Origin of the sequence: Mariniflexile litorale, from assembly GCF_031128465.2 — a bacterium.
GTDB lineage: Bacteria > Bacteroidota > Bacteroidia > Flavobacteriales > Flavobacteriaceae > Mariniflexile > Mariniflexile litorale.
In genome coordinates this window covers 1,326,447-1,343,496 of sequence record NZ_CP155618.1, presented here as the reverse complement: position 1 = coordinate 1,343,496, position 17,050 = coordinate 1,326,447, and the positions used below count along the sequence as shown (strand labels likewise).

Here is a 17,050-nt window from a genome sequence, read left to right as displayed (position 1 = left end):
CAAGAACACTTAATATTAACAATATAAAAACTTAAGACAATGGCTCATAAAAAAGGGGTAGGTAGTTCTAAGAATGGTAGAGAATCAGAATCAAAACGTTTAGGTGTTAAGATTTTTGGTGGTCAAGCTGCTATTGCAGGAAACATTATCGTAAGACAAAGAGGAAATACACATCACCCAGGTGAAAATGTGTATTCTTCAAAAGATCATACATTACACGCATATGTTGATGGCGTTGTAAAATTCACAAAGAAAAAAGATAACAAATCTTATGTTTCTATTGAACCTTTTGAGGTTTAAAAACTAATTTTCTTTAAAATATAAAAACCCTTTCTGGAAACAGAAAGGGTTTTTTGTTGGTTTTTAGCCAACTTTTCCTCAAGGTTTTTTAAAGGTTAATTAATTGCAATGCTTATTAAATAAGCTTCTATCCTTAACGGTAACATAAAAATGGTTTAAAGTGTTTTGATTGTCTGTTTTGTTATTTCGCTCAAATAATTAATCAACAAAACAAACATGAGAAAACACTATGTATTTTTATTAATAGCATTAATATCATCCTTAGCAGGATATGCACAAAATGGAAACATAAGAGGTATTATTGCCGACGAAAATGGTATAACGGTTCCAGGCGCTAATGTTATGATAGAGGAACTTAAAAAAGGAGCTGTTTCAGATTTTGACGGAAACTTTATTTTAGTTAATATTCCAGAAGGAACTTATCATCTTTTAATTAAGTATTTAGGGTATTCAGACTTTAAAAAAGAAGTGGTTGTTTCAAATGGTCAAACAAGTACTTTAAATGTAACATTAAGTTCTAATAATACTGAATTAGATGAAGTTGAAGTTACAGGATACTCTTTAGGGAGTCAAGCCAGAGCTTTAAACACTCAAAAAAACAAACAAAACATTACCAATATTGTTTCAACCGACCAAATTGGGAAATTTCCAGATGCTAATATTGGTGATGCGGTAAAGCGTATTCCAGGTATTACTATGCAGGTTGATCAAGGGGAAGCTCGCAATATTATCATTCGTGGCTTATCACCACAATTAAACTCCGTAACCTTAAATGGAAGTCGTATTCCTTCTGCCGAAGGCGATAACCGTAACGTACAAATGGATTTAATTCCAGCCGATATGATTCAAACCATTGAAGTTAATAAAGCAATTACGCCCGATATGGATGCAGATGCTTTGGGAGGCTCTGTTAATTTAATAACTAAAACATCACCTCAAGGATTTCGTTTATCAGCAACTGCTGGCTCTGGTATTAATGACATTACGGATAAAAGAATTCTAAATGGATCTTTTCTATTAGGAGATAGAAGCAATGACGGGAAATTTGGATATATGCTTTCTGCATCTTTTAACGATAATGATTTTGGAAGTGACAATGTTGAAGCTGAATGGGAAGATGAATTTGAATACAATGCCTTTGATGATGAAGATAATTTAGAAGAAGTAGATGTAAATCCATATGCTAAAGTATCTGAAATTAGAGAGTATTTGGTGCAACGTATTCGTCGTAGTTTTTCGGCAAATTTTGATTATAAATTAAACGAAAACAATAATATTTATTTAAAATCAATCTATAACTGGAGAGACGATCGCGAAAATAGATTCCGATTAGAACAAGAAATTTTAGATGGTGAAGATATTGAACCCGGCGATTTTACAGTAGATGGCAATGGAAACCTAACTTCATTCCCTATTGAAGCTAAAAGACAAACTAAAGGTGGTATTGATAACAACCGCAGTAAAAACAGACGTTTAGAAGATCAACGTATGTTTAACTTTAGCTTAGGTGGTGAGCATTTAATTAAAGCATTACAAATAGATTGGATGGCTTCTTTTTCAAAAGCTTCAGAAGAGCGTTTAAACGAACGCTATTTAGAGTATGAAAGCGAGTATGGGGTAACATTTAATAATAATTTAGACAAACCATTATTTACACCTTTTGATGTTGTTGAGTCTAGTTATACTAACTTTGAATTTGATGAATTAACAGAAGAAAATCAATATACAGAAGAAAAAGATGTTAACTTATTTGCTAATTTTAAATTGCCTCTAAATATTTTTCAACATAAAGATGGTTTTCTAAAATTTGGAACACGTGCCAGATTAAAAAACAAAAATAGAGATAATAATTTCTTTGAATACAGTCCAGAGACATCTGACTTAGATTTATTAGGTGGTGTACCAACCCGTAATTATTCTGATAAAGATTTTTTAGCTGGTAGCCAATATGCTGTTGGGAACTTCGCAACTCCAGAATATTTAGGAGCTTTAAATTTATATGATGTAGCACAGTTTGAAGCAGAAAATCTTCCAGAAGAATACCTTACTGCTAATTTTGATGTCAATGAAAATGTGTATGCAGGCTACGCGATGACTAACCAAAAACTATCAGATAAATTAAGTATGCTAATGGGTGTTAGAATAGAACATACCGAAATCAACAGCATAGGAAACGAACTAATTTTTGATGAAGATGGCGATTACGCAGGAACAAACGAGTTAAAAGATGAAAACTCATATACAAACGTATTACCTGGAATTCATTTAAAATATGATGTATCAAACAAAACAGTATTGCGTTTTGCGTGGACAAATACTTTGGCAAGACCAAATTATGTAGACTTAGTACCTTATCAAGAAGTTAATAACGAAGACGAGGAAATTTATTTAGGTAATTCAGAATTAAATCCAACCACATCTATGAATTTTGATGTGATGGCAGAACATTATTTCAAGTCCGTTGGAATTATTTCTGCAGGTGTATTCTATAAAGATATACAAGATTTTGTGTACACCAGTCAGTCAGAAGACACCAATGGCTACGAAGTATACCAACCATTAAATGGCGATGGCGCTACGGTGTTTGGCACAGAATTTTCTTTACAACGTCAGTTAGATTTTTTACCCGGTTTTGCAAAGAACTTGAGTATTTACTTAAATTACACCTATCTAACATCTGATGCCAAAGGTATTAAAAATGAAGATGGTGAAGAACGTAACGATTTAGATTTACCTCAAACCTCACCAAATATGTTTAATGCTTCTTTAGGTTATGCAACTAAAAAATTAAGTCTGCGTTTATCTGGAAATTATTCTGATGCTTATATAGATGAAATTGGTGGTCGTGCGTTTGAAGACAGATATTATGATGAGCAATTTTTTTTAGATTTGAACGCCAATATTTCAATAAATAAAAACTTAAGTCTGTATGCCGATTTGAATAACATCACCAACCAGCCGTTGCGTTATTTTCAAGGGGTGAAGTCTAGAACTATGCAAATGGAATATTATGGCAGGCGCTTAACCTTTGGTTTAAAATACGATTTGTTTAAGAAAAACTAATATAAACATGAATAAAATAAAAGCAAATATCATTTTTGGAATCACCGTATTGTTATTAGGTTGTGCAGCCAAATTACCAGAAATAGTAGCCACAACCGTAACGGAAAAAACACCACACGATACCGATGATCCTGCTATTTGGATAAATAAAAACGATCCAGAAGCTAGTATTGTTTTTGGTACCGATAAAGATGAAATTAATGGCGGTGTGTATGCGTTCAATTTAGATGGAAAAATCATTAAAGGGAAAAGCATCACCAATATTAGTTACCCGAATAACGTCGATTTAGAGTACGGGTTTAAATTAAACGATTCCACTTCAACAGATATCATCGTGTTTTCCGAAAGAGAAAAAAACCAAATACGTTTATTTTCAGTACCAGATATGATACCTTTAGATGATGGTGGTTTTAAAGTTTTTGAAGATGAAACCACTATTGAAATGAAACGACCTATGGGAGTAGCGCTCTATAAAAACCCTGAAACAGGACAAATTTCGGTTTTTGTAAGTAGAAAGAATGGTCCAACAGAAGGCTATTTATATCAATATGAATTGGTTTCAGATTCTTTAGGTGTGAAAGTTAATTTACTTAGAAAAATAGGAAACTTTAGTGGACAAAAAGAAATTGAAGCTATTGCAGTTGATGATGAAGCGGGGTTTCTATATTATTCAGATGAAGGCGTAGGTATTAGAAAATACCATGCAAATCCAGAAAAAGGAGACGCCGAAATAGTGCTTTTTGGAAGCGAACATTTTAAAGATGACATTGAAGGTATTGCTATTGCGAAGTATCACGACAGAGGTTATTTAATAGTGTCAAATCAACAAGCGCATACCTTTAATATATTTAATTTGGAAACCCATGCATTTATAAAAGAGCTTAATTTAGGTACTTTGGAAACCGATGGTTGTGATGTAACAACTACCGCTTTAGGAAGTAAATTTCCAAACGGATTATTTGTATCTATGAACGATGAAAAGAATTTCTTTTTTCATGATTTGTCAAAACTCAAGTTAATAGAATAAAAAACTATTAGATACTTAAAATGAGCCTTTCTAGAAACAGAAAGGCTTTTTTTATTGACTTTATTGAAATAATTTACTAACTTAGGGTATTGCATTTAAAATGCACACATTGTTTCACTTAAATTTGTTGTTATGCTACTCCCTTTCAGATCAGAAATTAGAAATTCTCCCACAAAGCAAACTATTAAAATATTTTTGAGTGACGAATCTTTAGATGATAAAATTAAAAATCATTTAGAGCACTTTACAGAAATTGAACTTATTGAAATAAACGAAACTGTTGAGCAAAACCATGCAGACGAAAATCTAACCATTTTTTTACAAGACTCGGTTGACATTAACAGAATGAAAGCATCAATCGACTCAAGTTTATGGTGGTATTTTGAGAAAGATATGGTAGATGATTGAGTTTCTCGTATGATTTTTTAAGGCTCATAAATGATAAAATAATAAATCCCAAACATTGTTGTTTGGGATTTATTATTTCTGGAAATTGAGATTCCTGCAAATGCATGAATTCTTAATATCTATAATATTCAGGTTTGTAAGGGCCTTCTACCGTTACACCTATGTATTCTGCTTGGTAAGGTTTTAATTCGGTAAGTTCAACACCAATTTTAGCTAAGTGTAATTTTGCAACTTTTTCATCCAAATGTTTTGGTAACATATACACATCATTTTGATAAGCATCACTATTGGTCCAAAGTTCTATTTGAGCCAAGGTTTGGTTCGTAAAGGAATTACTCATTACAAAACTTGGATGACCTGTAGCGCAACCTAAATTTACTAAACGACCTTCAGCAAGAATAATAATATCTTTTCCGTTTACGGTATATTTATCTACTTGAGGTTTGATAGTGTTTTTTGTGTGACCGTGATTTTTCTTTAACCAAGCCATATCAATTTCATTATCAAAATGTCCGATATTACAAATAATAGTTTTGTCTTTTACGGCTTCAAAATGTTCCCCACGAACAATATCTTTATTTCCTGTTGTGGTTATGATAATATCGGCATTGGGAGCAATAGTTTCTAATTTTTTAACTTCAAAACCATCCATAGCAGCTTGTAAAGCACAAATAGGGTCGATTTCTGTTACTGTTACAATACTTCCTGCGCCTTTAAATGAAGCAGCGGTACCTTTCCCAACATCGCCATAACCACAAACAACAACGCGTTTCCCAGCAAGCATTAAATCGGTAGCGCGACGGATAGCATCTACAGCGCTTTCTTTACAACCGTATTTGTTATCGAATTTAGATTTTGTAACCGAATCATTTACGTTAATAGCAGGCATTGGTAATGTTCCTTTTTTAACACGTTCGTATAGTCTGTGTACACCTGTAGTGGTTTCTTCACTCAAGCCTTTAATACCAGGAACCAATTCTGGAAAACGATCTAAAACCATATTGGTTAAATCGCCACCGTCATCTAGGATCATGTTAAGTGGTTGTCTGTCTTCACCAAAGAAAAGAGTTTGTTCAATACACCAATCAAATTCTTCTTCGGTCATATCTTTCCAAGCATAAACAGAAGTTCCTGCCGCAGCAATAGCAGCAGCAGCTTGGTCTTGTGTTGAGAAAATGTTACAAGAACTCCAAGTAACTTGGGCTCCTAAGGCTTGTAAAGTTTCAATTAAAACGGCCGTTTGAATGGTCATATGCAAACATCCTGCAATACGTGAGCCTTTAAGAGGTTGCGAATTTCCGTATTCTTCACGTAAACTCATAAGTCCGGGCATTTCGGCCTCGGCTAATTCTATTTCTTTTCGCCCCCAAGCAGCAAGCGAAATGTCTTTTACTTTGTTGGCTACGTAAGGAATTGTTTTTGTACTCATATCAACTTTTTATTTTTTCTTTATTTTATAAAAGGAAAACATCTTTGGAATCGTATTTAAAATAGCTAAATTGCTCAACAAAAATGTTTAATCTGCCATAGGCAGTGCAAAGATAACTAATAACTTTTAGAATATTAAATGCCTCTTTATAAAATTATTACTCCAAATTCGCAAACAGTTGTTAAAATCTGGAAGATTACAGAGTCTTTTAATGATTTAATGCAAGCCGTAAACTTAAAACCTAAAAGTTTAGAGCGTGTTTTAGGTATGAAAAGTGAAATGCACCAACGCGGATTTTTAAGTGTACGCTGTTTATTAAAAGCGTTTGGTTACGAAGATGTCGATTTGTCTTATGATGAAAATGGTAAACCATATTTAAAAGATGGTAAACACATTTCAATTACACATTCATTTCATTTTTCGGGAGTAATAGTTAGTGATGCTATTATTGGTATTGACATCGAAAAGCAACGGGATAAAATTAGTACGATAGCTCATAAATTTATAAATTATGAGGCTAGTTATTTAAAAAATACAGTTTCAGACTATATTAAAAAACTAACTATTATTTGGTGTATAAAAGAATCACTATACAAACTATTTGCAACACCAGGTTTGAGTTTTAAACAGCACTGTTTAGTGATTCCGATATCGGATAATGAGCAAGAAACCATTGCTTGGATTGATTATGAAGACATAAAGCAGCGTTATCAAGTTCAATTTTTAGAGTTTGAAGGTTTTACCTGCGCGTATGCCATAAAATAAAAATATATATTTTAAAATCATATTTGAGTATTCGTGGCAGAAATAAAAAACATATACCAAAGCATACTAAAGTCGGCTTCTACTAAAGAGAAGCTTTTAGCGGTTTTAATAGACCCCGATAAATTTTCTATTGAAAAGACTAAAGATTTTATAACCAAAGTCCACGCCTCTATAATAACTCATGTTTTTGTAGGAGGAAGTACTGTTGAAGAAGGCGTTACCAACGTTTTAGTAGCCGCAATAAGAAAAGAAACCAAACTTCCTATTATTCTATTTCCTGGTGATGTTACTCAAATTACTAATCATGCGGATGCCTTATTGTTTTTAAGTTTGATTTCTGGTAGAAATCCAGACTACTTAATAGGAAAACATGTAGAGTCTATTTCAAAATTAAGAAACACAAGTTTAGAGGTGCTTCCCACAGGATATATTTTAATTGAAAGTGGAAAAAATACAGCTGTAGAAAATGTTACAGCAACGCTACCAATACCCAAAAATCATACTCAAAAAATAGTTGATACTGCTAAAGCGGGTGAATTATTAGGAATGAAGCTTATTTACTTAGAAGCGGGCAGTGGAGCAAAAGAGGCTGTTTCAAAAACTATTATTTCAGCAGTAAAAAAGGAATTACAAATACCTTTAATTGTTGGCGGAGGCATTAGAAATAGACAACAACTAGAAAACGCTTATAATTTTGGTGCCAATATGGTCGTTATTGGTACTGCTTTTGAGGAAGATGAAACGTTTTTTGACGATTTAAAAAAGTAAATAGTAAAACCATGTAAACACAATTATGAGTCATATTTTTGATTTTTTCTTAAATACCTACAAAAATAAAGAGACTTTTATAGTTATATTAGAAGCCATTGTTTTAGTTACGGGAATTGCAAGTGTTTGGTATGCAAAAAAAGAAAACATTTTAGTCTATCCTACGGGATTAATTGCAACAATTATTTCAGTTTATCTTTTATTAAAAGATAAACTCTATGGCGACATGATGATAAATTTTTACTTTTCCGTAATGAGTATATATGGTTGGTGGAATTGGTCACGAACTAAAAATAACGAAAAAGTAGTTAAAATATCTAGAACGAATACCAAGGAAAAAATTATGGGGTTTGGGTTGTTTATTTTAACATTAAGTTTTACATATATAGTTTATACAGTTTTTGGAGAAGAAATAACAACCTCTAATTATGTTGATATGTTTACATCCGGTCTGTTTTTTACAGCGATGTGGTATATGGCAAAAAAGAAGATTGAAAATTGGATATTGTGGATTGTAGCTGACATCATTACCATTCCGCTTTACGCATATAGAGGGTGGGGAATGCTTTCGTTTCAATACCTTATATTTACAATTTTAGCGATTCAAGCTTATTTATTATGGAAGAAAAGTATAGCCAACAACCTTCAAACTGTATAAAAGTAGTGTTATTTGGACCTGAATCTACGGGAAAAACAACCCTTTCAAGGAAGTTGGCAAGACACTACAATTCGGTTTGGGTACCTGAATATGCACGCGAGTATCTTCAAAACAAATGGAATAACGAACGTAAAACTTGTGAACCGCATGATTTATTACCAATTGCTGAAGGGCAAATGCGTTTGGAAAATGAATTAGCACAAAAAACCAATACCGTTTTAATTTGTGATACCGATTTACTAGAAACTAAAGTGTATTCTGAAGCCTATTATTTAGGAAGTTGTGACCCAATACTTGAAAAATTTGCTTTAGAAAATACTTACGCTTTATATTTTTTAACTTATATTGACACGCCTTGGGAACCTGATGATTTAAGGGATAAACCCAATGAAAGAGAAGCGATGTTTAAGGCTTTTGAAAATGCCTTAATTATAAATAAGCGACCTTATGTTTTATTAAAAGGAAATAAAAAGGAACGTTTAGAAATCGCAATTAAACATATTGATAATTTATTAAATAAACACTAATAATGTTTACAGAACAAGATATTAAACAAATAGAAAATCATGGATTGACTGTTGAAAAAGTCAATGCTCAGATGAGACTTATTAAATCAGGGATGATTTATTCTAATTTGTTAGATGCAGCAACCATAGGAAACGGTATTTTAAAAAAAGACAAGCAGCAGCAGCAAGACTGTATTGATGCTTTTGAAAGTAAACGCGACCAACTATCTATTGTTAAGTTTGTACCAGCTTCTGGAGCTGCGACACGGATGTTCAAATTTTTGTTTCAGTTTTTAAATGAATTTGATGAAAATCATGAGTCTATAGAGTCATATTCAGAGAAAAATAAGGCTTTTTCAGAGTTTTTAAACGGATTGGAAAAGCTACCGTTTTATGATGTTGTTAGAGCAAAAATAAATGAAACAATCCCAAACTTTAACAGTTTATCATTAGGGAAACAATGTGTGTTATTTGTAAAAACCATGTTGGAAGGTAATCGATTAAACTATAGTTTTTACCCAAAAGGCTTGTTGCCATTTCATAAATATAACGATCAAGTTTCTACTGCGTTTAAGGAACATTTGCTAGAAGCTACATTATATGCTTTATCAAACAGTACGGCTAATTTGCATTTTACAATTTCAGAAGTGCATAAAGATATGTTTGAAAATGAATTGAAACGAGTTAAAAATTATCTTGAAAAGGAAATTAATACAAAATTTAACGTATCATTTTCATGTCAAAACAAATCTACCGATACAATTGCCATCACATCCAAAGATGAACTTTACAGAACTGAAGATGATAAATTATTGTTTAGACCATCAGGGCATGGGGCTTTAATTGAAAATTTGAATGTTCTCGATTTTGATCTTATTTTTATTAAAAACATCGATAATATTGTTGTTTTAGAACAAAACATAGAGGTTTCTAACTATAAAAAAATGCTAGCAGGGATCCTTCTGCAAATACAAACTCAAACTTTTAAATATTTATACAAGTTAGAAGATGAAGATATTTCGGAAGATGAAGTTAATAACATCGAATTATTTGTAATTAACCGAATTAATGTAGAGATAGATGAGGCATATAAAGAGTATAGTCTAAAAGAAAAGAGAGTCTATTTACATCAAAAACTTAACAGGCCTATTAGAGTTTGTGGAATGGTTAAAAATGAAGGAGAACCTGGTGGAGGGCCATTTTGGGTTAAAGATGGCAACGGAGTTGTTTCTTTACAAATAGTTGAGTTTGCTCAAATTAATATTGAAAACCCATCTCAAAAAAATATTGTAGATCATGCTACCCATTTTAATCCAACAGATTTGGTTTGTGCTGTTAAAGATTATAAAGGAAATAAATTTGATTTAACAAAGTATGTAGATTCTAATGCCGCTTTTATAACCATAAAATCTCAAAATGGTGTAGATATTAAAGCTTTAGAACTCCCAGGATTATGGAATGGTGCGATGGCATATTGGAATACTATTTTTGTTGAAATTCCACTAGCAACCTTCAACCCAGTAAAAACAGTAAACGATTTATTAAAACCTGCGCATCAAGTTTAGAAGAATGTTAAACAAAGACGCATTGTTACAAGAATTGACTTTTAAAGCTGTTAGAAGTTCGGGTGCGGGTGGACAACATGTAAACAAAGTATCATCAAAGGTTGAACTCGCTTTTAATTTGTTTGAATCTTCATTTTTTAATGAAAAATTAAAGGAACGACTCATAAATAAACTTCAAAACAGATTAACAAAAGAAGGTGTTTTAATGTTGCAATGCGACGAAAGTAGAAGTCAGCATAAAAATAAAGAATTGGTAATAAACCGTTTTTTTGAATTGATAGAAAAGGGATTAATCATTCCCCGAAAAAGAATTCCAACAAAAATCCCTAGAGCTGTTATTAAAAAGCGTTTAAAGATTAAGCGTAATCTATCTGATAAAAAAGCAAATAGAAGAAAACCTGATATAGATTGAAAAATAGTTGTCAATTGTTTATATCTTTGCAGCGTTCTCAAAAAAGGGGTGCTTTTCAGTTAGCAGTCATCAGTTTCAGTTTTTGGTCAATAATTTAGACTTTTAACTTTTAACTTTTAACTTTTAACTACCAAAAGGCTGAGATCATACCCAATGAACCTAGAACAGGTAATGCTGTTTAGGGATTTAAATTGAAAGTACAGAGTATTGCTAATAGGGCAATAATTTGTATGATAGAATTAAATAATAATTATTAACCAATTAAAGAATAATTACCTCTTTTTATTCGATTATAAACATAATCGTAATGAAATCTATTTTTCTTATTCTTTCTTCAAAAAGTTACAATTACTTTTTTAGGAGATTCAGTTTTGACTTTCAAAATGAAGTCATCAAAACTAAAAACACTTTTCTTTTTTTAACACTCTTAGTGTTATCATTCAGTATTAAAGCACAAAATAATCAAATTCAAAAAGATTCAACGAAAACAGAAAAACTAGATGAAGTTTTAGTGAATGCCGTTCGTGTAAATGCCGACTCACCAATTACACATTCAAATCTTTCAAAAAAACAAATTTCTAAACGTAATTTAGGACAAGATATTCCTGCCTTGTTAAATTATTTGCCTTCTGTGGTTACCACAAGTGACGCAGGTGCAGGTATTGGTTATACAAGTATTCGTGTTCGTGGTACCGATGGTACACGAGTAAATGTAACTATTAATGGTATTCCGTATAATGATCCTGAAAGCCAAGGGTCATTTTTTGTGAATTTAGGTGATTTTGCATCATCCATGGAGAGTTTACAATTACAGCGTGGTGTGGGCACATCAACAAATGGTTCCAGTGCTTTTGGAGCTAGTTTAAACCTTTTAACCGATGCCTTTTCTAAGGAAGCTTCCGGCGAAATTTCGAATAGTTTTGGGAGTTATAATACTAGGAAACATACTGTTAAATTGAGTACAGGTTTATTAAATGATCATTTTGAAATTTCTGGTCGTTTTTCAAAATTATATTCCGATGGTTATGTAGATCGCGCTTCTAGCGATTTAAAATCTTATTTTTTACAAGCTATTTACAAAGATGACAACACTTTAATAAAGGCTTTAACTTTTGGAAATGAAGAGCATACCTATCAAGCTTGGTACGGATTAACTGCCGATGAGTTAAAGGAAAACCGCCGCCAAAATCCATACACATATGATAATGAAACGGATAATTACTGGCAAGATCATTACCAACTACATTGGAATGAGCGCTTAAATAACAAGTGGTCTACTAATATTGGCTTAAACTATACTAAGGGTAAAGGGTATTATGAACAATATAAACCAGAAGAGTCTGCTGCCGATTTTAACAATTTAATTGAAGACGATTCCGATGTTATTGTACGTCGTTGGTTAGATAATAATTTTTATGTTCTTAATGCGAATGTGACTTATAAGAAAAAAGGAGTAGAAGTTATTACAGGTTTATCTTATAGCTCATACGATGGAGATCATTTTGGAGAAATTATCTGGGGAAGTCATTTGTCTGAAAACACACACATTAGAGATCGTTATTATTTTGGTGATGCTTCTAAAAACAATTTTAGTGTATTTTCAAAAGCGACTATTAAATTAAGTGAAAAACTTACTGGGTTTGTCGATTTACAAGGACGTTTTGTGAATTACAAAACTAATGGATTGAATTCTGACAGAAGACCGTTTGTGACCGATGTGCAATTTAGTTTTTTTAACCCAAAAGCGGGATTAACTTATAAAAATTCGGAGTTTAGTAGTTTTTATACCTCTTATGCTGTTGCAAACCGTGAACCCAACCGCGATGATTTTAAAGCTGGAGTGAGCGAAAATGAAACACTTAACGATATAGAGTTAGGTTGGCGTTTTCATAAAAACAAAGTGCAGGTTAATTCTAATTTGTATTATATGTTTTATAGAAATCAGTTGGTGTTGACCGGAGAACTAGACGATGTTGGCAGCCCAATTAGAGCGACCAGTGGCAAAAGTTACCGTTTAGGTTTGGAAATTGATGCTAATATTCAATTTAACAATAAATTCAATACATCAACCAATATTGCTATAAGTGAAAACAAGCATAGAAACTTTAACTCGGATGTGTCTGGGACAATAGAGAATTTAGGTGATACCCATATTTCATATTCACCAAATGTAGTGCTAGGTAATATGTTAAATTATACACCAATACACCAATTTCAATTATCATTGTTAACTAAATTTGTAGGAAAACAGTATTTAAATAATATTGATGATAAAAATTCTAAGATGGATAGTTATTTTGTAAACGATTTTAATATTTCGTACGAAATAAAGCCGAAAACAATTTTTAAATCAATTGTTTTCTCAGGGTTATTTAATAATATATTAAACGTGGAATACATTTCTAATGCTTTTGATTATGGAGGTGGTGATATTTATTACTTCCCACAAGCCACAAGCAATTTTTTATTAGGAATGACGCTTAAGATTTAAAAAGATGATCAACAATTAAAAAAAGCGACTGTTTAAGTTGCTTTTTTTAATTGTTATAAACTCTAATAATAGAGCCTGAAACTTCAACTCTATAACGAACTAAACTGTACGAGCCTGTGGTGCCTTCTCTTTTAATGCCGTTTAAAATATCATAAGAATTACCGTCCTCGCAATTGCAAGTTGCAATAACACCTTCTACACTTAGCTTCGAGCAATTACTTATTTGGTGGTTTGGGTCGGTTATTTCAAAAGCATTATAGTTACTGCCTCCAGCGTAATATAGCACAACACCAGTTATCCCATAGGGGCTGTTTAGAATAACAAAATTACCGGGGAATTTTAATTGACTAAATTCTGGTAGATTAGTATTAATTAAGCTGCCCGTATTAAATTGGTAATTGGGTAAATATGGGTTTTTAGTAATATTACTATCAGAGCTACAGGTAGTTAACAGGACAAGACACATTATATAAAAAAAAGACTTCATATTTAAATATATCATAATTTTCAATTTACAACATTAAGGAAAATGAGTTAAATATTTTGTATATTTGTTAAGCAATCTCGTGTAAACGGGATTTTTTTATGCTGAACTCCTGTACAGAACGTAGTCGATGTAGGTTTCAGCATTTTATTATTAATAAAACGATGAAGTTATGAGTAAAGTATCATACTATACACCAGAAGGGTTAAAAAAATTAAGAGATGAGCTTAAGCAATTAAAAGATGTGGAACGTGTGAAAGCATCCAGAGCTATCGCAGAGGCTAGAGATAAAGGAGATTTAAGTGAAAATGCCGAATACGATGCTGCTAAAGAAGCACAAGGGATGTTAGAAATGCGTATTTCTAAATTAGAAGAAGCTTTGGCAGGTGCGCGTATTATTGACGAGTCGCAATTAGATAATTCTAAAATATTAGTGTTATCTAAAGTGAAAATAAAAAATCAAACCAATGGTATGGTTATGAATTATACTTTAGTTGCAGATGGTGAAGCAGATTTGGCTGCAGGTAAAATTTCTGTTAATTCACCTATAGGAAGAGGATTGTTAGGAAAATCGGTTGGTGATGTAGCCGAAATACAAGTGCCTAACGGTGTGATGAAGTTTGATATTATTGAAATTTCACGATAATACAGTTGAAATTTAGCGATTTCTTCTGTCGTGTAATTTAAAAACATAAAAAATTCTAAAGAAGATTTCTGATTAATTTAATTAGGAATCTTTTTATATTTACACTCATTCCTATATTCTTAACATTATGGCTTCAATTTTTACTAAAATAGTAAACGGTGAAATACCTTGTTACAAGATTGCCGAAACGGACGATTTTTTAGCTTTTTTAGACGTAAACCCAAATAGTAAAGGGCACACGTTATGTATTCCTAAAAAAGAAGTTGATAAGATTTTCGATTTAGACGAAGCTACCTACACAGGTTTAATGCAGTTTTCAAGACGTATTGCTATAGGTATTGAAAAAGCCATACCATGCAAACGCATAGGTATGACTGTTATTGGTTTAGAAGTGCCTCATACCCACGTACATTTAATTCCATTGCATTCTATGGAAGATGCACGCTTTATTCAAAAAACAGCGTTATCTCCCGAAGCATTTCAAGAAGTAGCAAGTCTAATTAAAGCACAATTATAAGCCTGTGTAAATTAAAATAGCCACAATACATATAGCTACTATGATGCCCGAAAAAATAGCTAACCGAGAAACTTTTTTTAAGTGTGTGGTAGGGGTTTGGGGAGTAAAAGCTTTTTTGTGATATTCAAAAACACGCTCAATATCATCCGTCCAATTTACAGGATAAATAGTACTATTACACGTTTTACAAACCATATCATATTTAATATCAGCAGTAATAGCTTTATAAAAACTATTTTCTACGGTTTTTTGTTTAATTGTTAAGTGCAACCCATCACTATTATAGCAAATGGGACAGTTATTGTTCAAATGGACTTCCTTTATAAAAACGAATTTTTCGGTCATACTTTATAGTTTATGCGCGTTTAAATGTAATTTGAAATGTGGTTCCTTTGTTCTTTTCAGACTGTAAAACTTTTATTTTACCATCATGAAAATCTTCAATAATACGTCTGGTAAGCGATAAGCCTAACCCCCAGCCCCGTTTTTTAGTAGTAAATCCAGGTTCGAATATTCTATTAAAGTCTTTCTTAGAGAGTCCTTTACCCGTATCGGTTACAGCTACCATAATAGTATTTTCTAATTCAGAAATTTCTACAGTAAGTTTGCCGCGACCTTTCATGGCATCAATGGCATTTTTTACTAGGTTCTCTATACACCAACTGTAAAGTTGCTTATTTAAATTTACTTGAATGGGAACTTCTGGTATTTTAATATCAAATTCAATAAGATTTGAAGATCTTGTTTTTAAATAATCATAAGAATCGATGGTTTCTTTAACGATGTCGGCTATTTCTAAAGTAGGAACAGACCCTATTTTGCTAAAACGTTCGGTAATAGTTTGTAATCTATCTATGTCCTTTTCAATTTCAACAATATATTCGGGGTTTGTGTTTTCAGATTTTAAAATTTCTGCCCAACCAATTAAAGACGATAAAGGCGTGCCTATTTGATGTGCTGTTTCTTTAGCCATACCAGACCATAATTTGTTTTGAGTGGCGTTTTTATTACTTCGGTAAAAAAAGAAAATAACCGCACCAAAAAGAAATACAATAAGCAATAAAGCGAGTGGGTAATATTTTAGCTTGTTTAATAATTCGGAATTTCCATAATAAATGACACCTACTACACTCTCTCCTATTTTTATAGGAATTGGTTCGTTTTCTTCTTTGAACTGTACTATTAATTTTTTAAGGTATAAAGAGTCAGAAATTTTAGCTTCATTGATATTATTATAACTACCTAAACTTCCATCATCATTAATAAGCAGCATGGGGGTTGTTGTATTGCTACTAAGTATTTTAAGGGTTAAATCTAAATTAGCATCTTTATCCGAATTAATAATATCGGTTTGTGCAAACGACCAATTTTCCATTTTGGTACGTTCTTCTTCTTTAAAATGCTGAAAAAACTCATAAGTTTTCCATAAAATAAGAGATACAATAGCAAATGAAGCTATTATAATAACCCAACGAAATGTGTTGCTATATTTTGTGAAAATCATTCTTGAATTAAATAACTGGTAATATAATGCAAATCTGTTAATATTATTGTTCAAGTTGTTAGTAAAATGGTTTTTTGTTCCCCATTAGATTGGTTACATTTGCTTAACTAGTTAAAATTTGGTGTTAAAACTGTATGAAACGAACACTATTATTTTCTTAAATAATTAGGAAATAAATTGTTAGCTTTGTTGAAATTAAAAAAATATAATGCTTTCACTAGGTTCAAAAGTCTTGTCAGCGAGTAAATTACATGGTTTTGTAAAGTCGTAAAGTCTCATATAGACGAGGATGTTTTGAATGAAGATGATTCTATAAATTAGCAAAAATTAGATTTGGTTGCCAGAAGCTGAGGAAACTATTACATTAGAGAAAAGAGGCTTTTTGAAATATCAAAACTATTGACACGTTAGGTATGTAGAGTAATATAAAAAATTTCTCAACAGAAATATAAACTAGCTCGAAATTATTTGAGTTTTGGAGAGATAGAAAGTGTTTGGAGTATATTG

17 protein-coding genes are annotated in these 17,050 nt (G+C 31.9%); 13 read left to right on the top strand and 4 right to left on the bottom strand.

Annotated features, from left to right (window positions below):
* Positions 1–39 precede the first annotated feature (39 nt).
* The 4 genes from rpmA (at position 40) to QLS71_RS05535 (ending at position 4,798) form a co-directional block, all read left to right on the top strand.
* Entirely contained in the window at positions 40–300 is a 261-nt protein-coding gene (rpmA, locus tag QLS71_RS05550) for a 50S ribosomal protein L27 (RefSeq protein ID WP_106660099.1), read from the top strand.
* Between the two features lie 216 nt (positions 301–516).
* A complete protein-coding gene (locus tag QLS71_RS05545) occupies positions 517–3,363 on the top strand; it encodes a TonB-dependent receptor (RefSeq protein WP_308991480.1) in 2,847 nt (948 codons plus the stop codon).
* A 7-nt stretch (positions 3,364–3,370) separates the two neighbouring features.
* A complete protein-coding gene (locus QLS71_RS05540; protein ID WP_308991479.1) occupies positions 3,371–4,390 on the top strand; it encodes a phytase in 1,020 nt (339 codons plus the stop codon).
* A gap of 132 nt (positions 4,391–4,522) precedes the next feature.
* Positions 4,523–4,798, top strand: coding sequence for a hypothetical protein (locus QLS71_RS05535; protein ID WP_308991478.1), 276 nt, complete (start codon positions 4,523–4,525; stop codon positions 4,796–4,798).
* A gap of 112 nt (positions 4,799–4,910) precedes the next feature.
* On the opposite strand, the gene ahcY is transcribed toward QLS71_RS05535, so the two are convergent.
* A complete protein-coding gene (gene ahcY, locus QLS71_RS05530) occupies positions 4,911–6,227 on the bottom strand; it encodes an adenosylhomocysteinase (RefSeq protein WP_308991477.1) in 1,317 nt (438 codons plus the stop codon).
* Positions 6,228–6,365: 138 nt separating this feature from the next.
* On the opposite strand from ahcY, the gene QLS71_RS05525 reads away from it, so the two are divergent.
* The 7 genes from QLS71_RS05525 to QLS71_RS05495 all read left to right on the top strand — a co-directional run bounded on the left by QLS71_RS05525 (position 6,366) and on the right by QLS71_RS05495 (position 13,392).
* Positions 6,366–6,992, top strand: coding sequence for a 4'-phosphopantetheinyl transferase superfamily protein (locus QLS71_RS05525; protein ID WP_308991476.1), 627 nt, complete (start codon positions 6,366–6,368; stop codon positions 6,990–6,992).
* Positions 6,993–7,034: 42 nt separating this feature from the next.
* Positions 7,035–7,760, top strand: coding sequence for a geranylgeranylglyceryl/heptaprenylglyceryl phosphate synthase (locus tag QLS71_RS05520; RefSeq protein WP_308991633.1), 726 nt, complete (start codon positions 7,035–7,037; stop codon positions 7,758–7,760).
* Positions 7,761–7,785: 25 nt separating this feature from the next.
* Positions 7,786–8,418, top strand: coding sequence for a nicotinamide riboside transporter PnuC (gene pnuC / locus QLS71_RS05515; protein WP_308991475.1), 633 nt, complete (start codon positions 7,786–7,788; stop codon positions 8,416–8,418).
* Positions 8,379–8,945, top strand: coding sequence for an ATP-binding protein (locus tag QLS71_RS05510; protein WP_308991474.1), 567 nt, complete (start codon positions 8,379–8,381; stop codon positions 8,943–8,945). The genes pnuC and QLS71_RS05510 overlap by 40 nt, the downstream gene beginning before the upstream one ends.
* A gap of 2 nt (positions 8,946–8,947) precedes the next feature.
* On the top strand, positions 8,948–10,489 hold the full coding sequence (locus QLS71_RS05505) for a DUF4301 family protein (protein ID WP_308991473.1): 1,542 nt from the start codon (positions 8,948–8,950) through the stop codon (positions 10,487–10,489).
* Positions 10,490–10,493: 4 nt separating this feature from the next.
* On the top strand, positions 10,494–10,901 hold the full coding sequence (gene arfB / locus QLS71_RS05500; RefSeq protein ID WP_308991472.1) for an alternative ribosome rescue aminoacyl-tRNA hydrolase ArfB: 408 nt from the start codon (positions 10,494–10,496) through the stop codon (positions 10,899–10,901).
* A gap of 307 nt (positions 10,902–11,208) precedes the next feature.
* The gene (locus QLS71_RS05495; protein ID WP_308991471.1) at positions 11,209–13,392 is read left to right on the top strand and encodes a TonB-dependent receptor; all 2,184 of its coding nucleotides are present in this window, start codon (positions 11,209–11,211) and stop codon (positions 13,390–13,392) included.
* A 46-nt stretch (positions 13,393–13,438) separates the two neighbouring features.
* Here the strand turns inward: QLS71_RS05495 and QLS71_RS05490 are convergent, their stop codons facing one another.
* Positions 13,439–13,858, bottom strand: coding sequence for a hypothetical protein (locus QLS71_RS05490; protein ID WP_348636608.1), 420 nt, complete (start codon positions 13,856–13,858; stop codon positions 13,439–13,441).
* A gap of 190 nt (positions 13,859–14,048) precedes the next feature.
* Here QLS71_RS05490 and greA point away from each other — a divergent pair, with 190 nt between their 5' ends.
* Both greA and QLS71_RS05480 read left to right on the top strand, forming a co-directional pair.
* On the top strand, positions 14,049–14,522 hold the full coding sequence (gene greA, locus QLS71_RS05485; RefSeq protein WP_308991469.1) for a transcription elongation factor GreA: 474 nt from the start codon (positions 14,049–14,051) through the stop codon (positions 14,520–14,522).
* Between the two features lie 127 nt (positions 14,523–14,649).
* Positions 14,650–15,039 carry an HIT family protein gene (locus QLS71_RS05480; RefSeq protein WP_308991468.1) on the top strand — a complete coding sequence of 130 codons (390 nt, stop codon included), beginning with the start codon at positions 14,650–14,652 and terminating at the stop codon, positions 15,037–15,039.
* On the opposite strand, the gene QLS71_RS05475 is transcribed toward QLS71_RS05480, so the two are convergent.
* A complete protein-coding gene (locus tag QLS71_RS05475; RefSeq protein ID WP_308991467.1) occupies positions 15,034–15,384 on the bottom strand; it encodes a hypothetical protein in 351 nt (116 codons plus the stop codon). The two genes, QLS71_RS05480 and QLS71_RS05475, sit on opposite strands and share 6 nt — an antisense overlap.
* 10 nt (positions 15,385–15,394) lie before the next feature.
* The gene (locus QLS71_RS05470; protein WP_308991466.1) at positions 15,395–16,543 is read right to left on the bottom strand and encodes a HAMP domain-containing sensor histidine kinase; all 1,149 of its coding nucleotides are present in this window, start codon (positions 16,541–16,543) and stop codon (positions 15,395–15,397) included.
* Between the last annotated feature and the right edge of the window lie 507 nt (positions 16,544–17,050).

Coding starts and splice junctions, on each gene's coding strand:
- rpmA (WP_106660099.1), top strand. CDS start 40: ATGGCTCATAAAAAAGGGGTAGGTAGTTCTAAGAATGGTAGAGAATCA.
- QLS71_RS05545 (WP_308991480.1), top strand. CDS start 517: ATGAGAAAACACTATGTATTTTTATTAATAGCATTAATATCATCCTTA.
- QLS71_RS05540 (WP_308991479.1), top strand. CDS start 3,371: ATGAATAAAATAAAAGCAAATATCATTTTTGGAATCACCGTATTGTTA.
- QLS71_RS05535 (WP_308991478.1), top strand. CDS start 4,523: ATGCTACTCCCTTTCAGATCAGAAATTAGAAATTCTCCCACAAAGCAA.
- ahcY (WP_308991477.1), bottom strand. CDS start 6,227: ATGAGTACAAAAACAATTCCTTACGTAGCCAACAAAGTAAAAGACATT.
- QLS71_RS05525 (WP_308991476.1), top strand. CDS start 6,366: ATGCCTCTTTATAAAATTATTACTCCAAATTCGCAAACAGTTGTTAAA.
- pnuC (WP_308991475.1), top strand. CDS start 7,786: ATGAGTCATATTTTTGATTTTTTCTTAAATACCTACAAAAATAAAGAG.
- QLS71_RS05510 (WP_308991474.1), top strand. CDS start 8,379: ATGGAAGAAAAGTATAGCCAACAACCTTCAAACTGTATAAAAGTAGTG.
- QLS71_RS05505 (WP_308991473.1), top strand. CDS start 8,948: ATGTTTACAGAACAAGATATTAAACAAATAGAAAATCATGGATTGACT.
- arfB (WP_308991472.1), top strand. CDS start 10,494: ATGTTAAACAAAGACGCATTGTTACAAGAATTGACTTTTAAAGCTGTT.
- QLS71_RS05495 (WP_308991471.1), top strand. CDS start 11,209: ATGAAATCTATTTTTCTTATTCTTTCTTCAAAAAGTTACAATTACTTT.
- QLS71_RS05490 (WP_348636608.1), bottom strand. CDS start 13,858: ATGTGTCTTGTCCTGTTAACTACCTGTAGCTCTGATAGTAATATTACT.
- greA (WP_308991469.1), top strand. CDS start 14,049: ATGAGTAAAGTATCATACTATACACCAGAAGGGTTAAAAAAATTAAGA.
- QLS71_RS05480 (WP_308991468.1), top strand. CDS start 14,650: ATGGCTTCAATTTTTACTAAAATAGTAAACGGTGAAATACCTTGTTAC.
- QLS71_RS05475 (WP_308991467.1), bottom strand. CDS start 15,384: ATGACCGAAAAATTCGTTTTTATAAAGGAAGTCCATTTGAACAATAAC.
- QLS71_RS05470 (WP_308991466.1), bottom strand. CDS start 16,543: ATGATTTTCACAAAATATAGCAACACATTTCGTTGGGTTATTATAATA.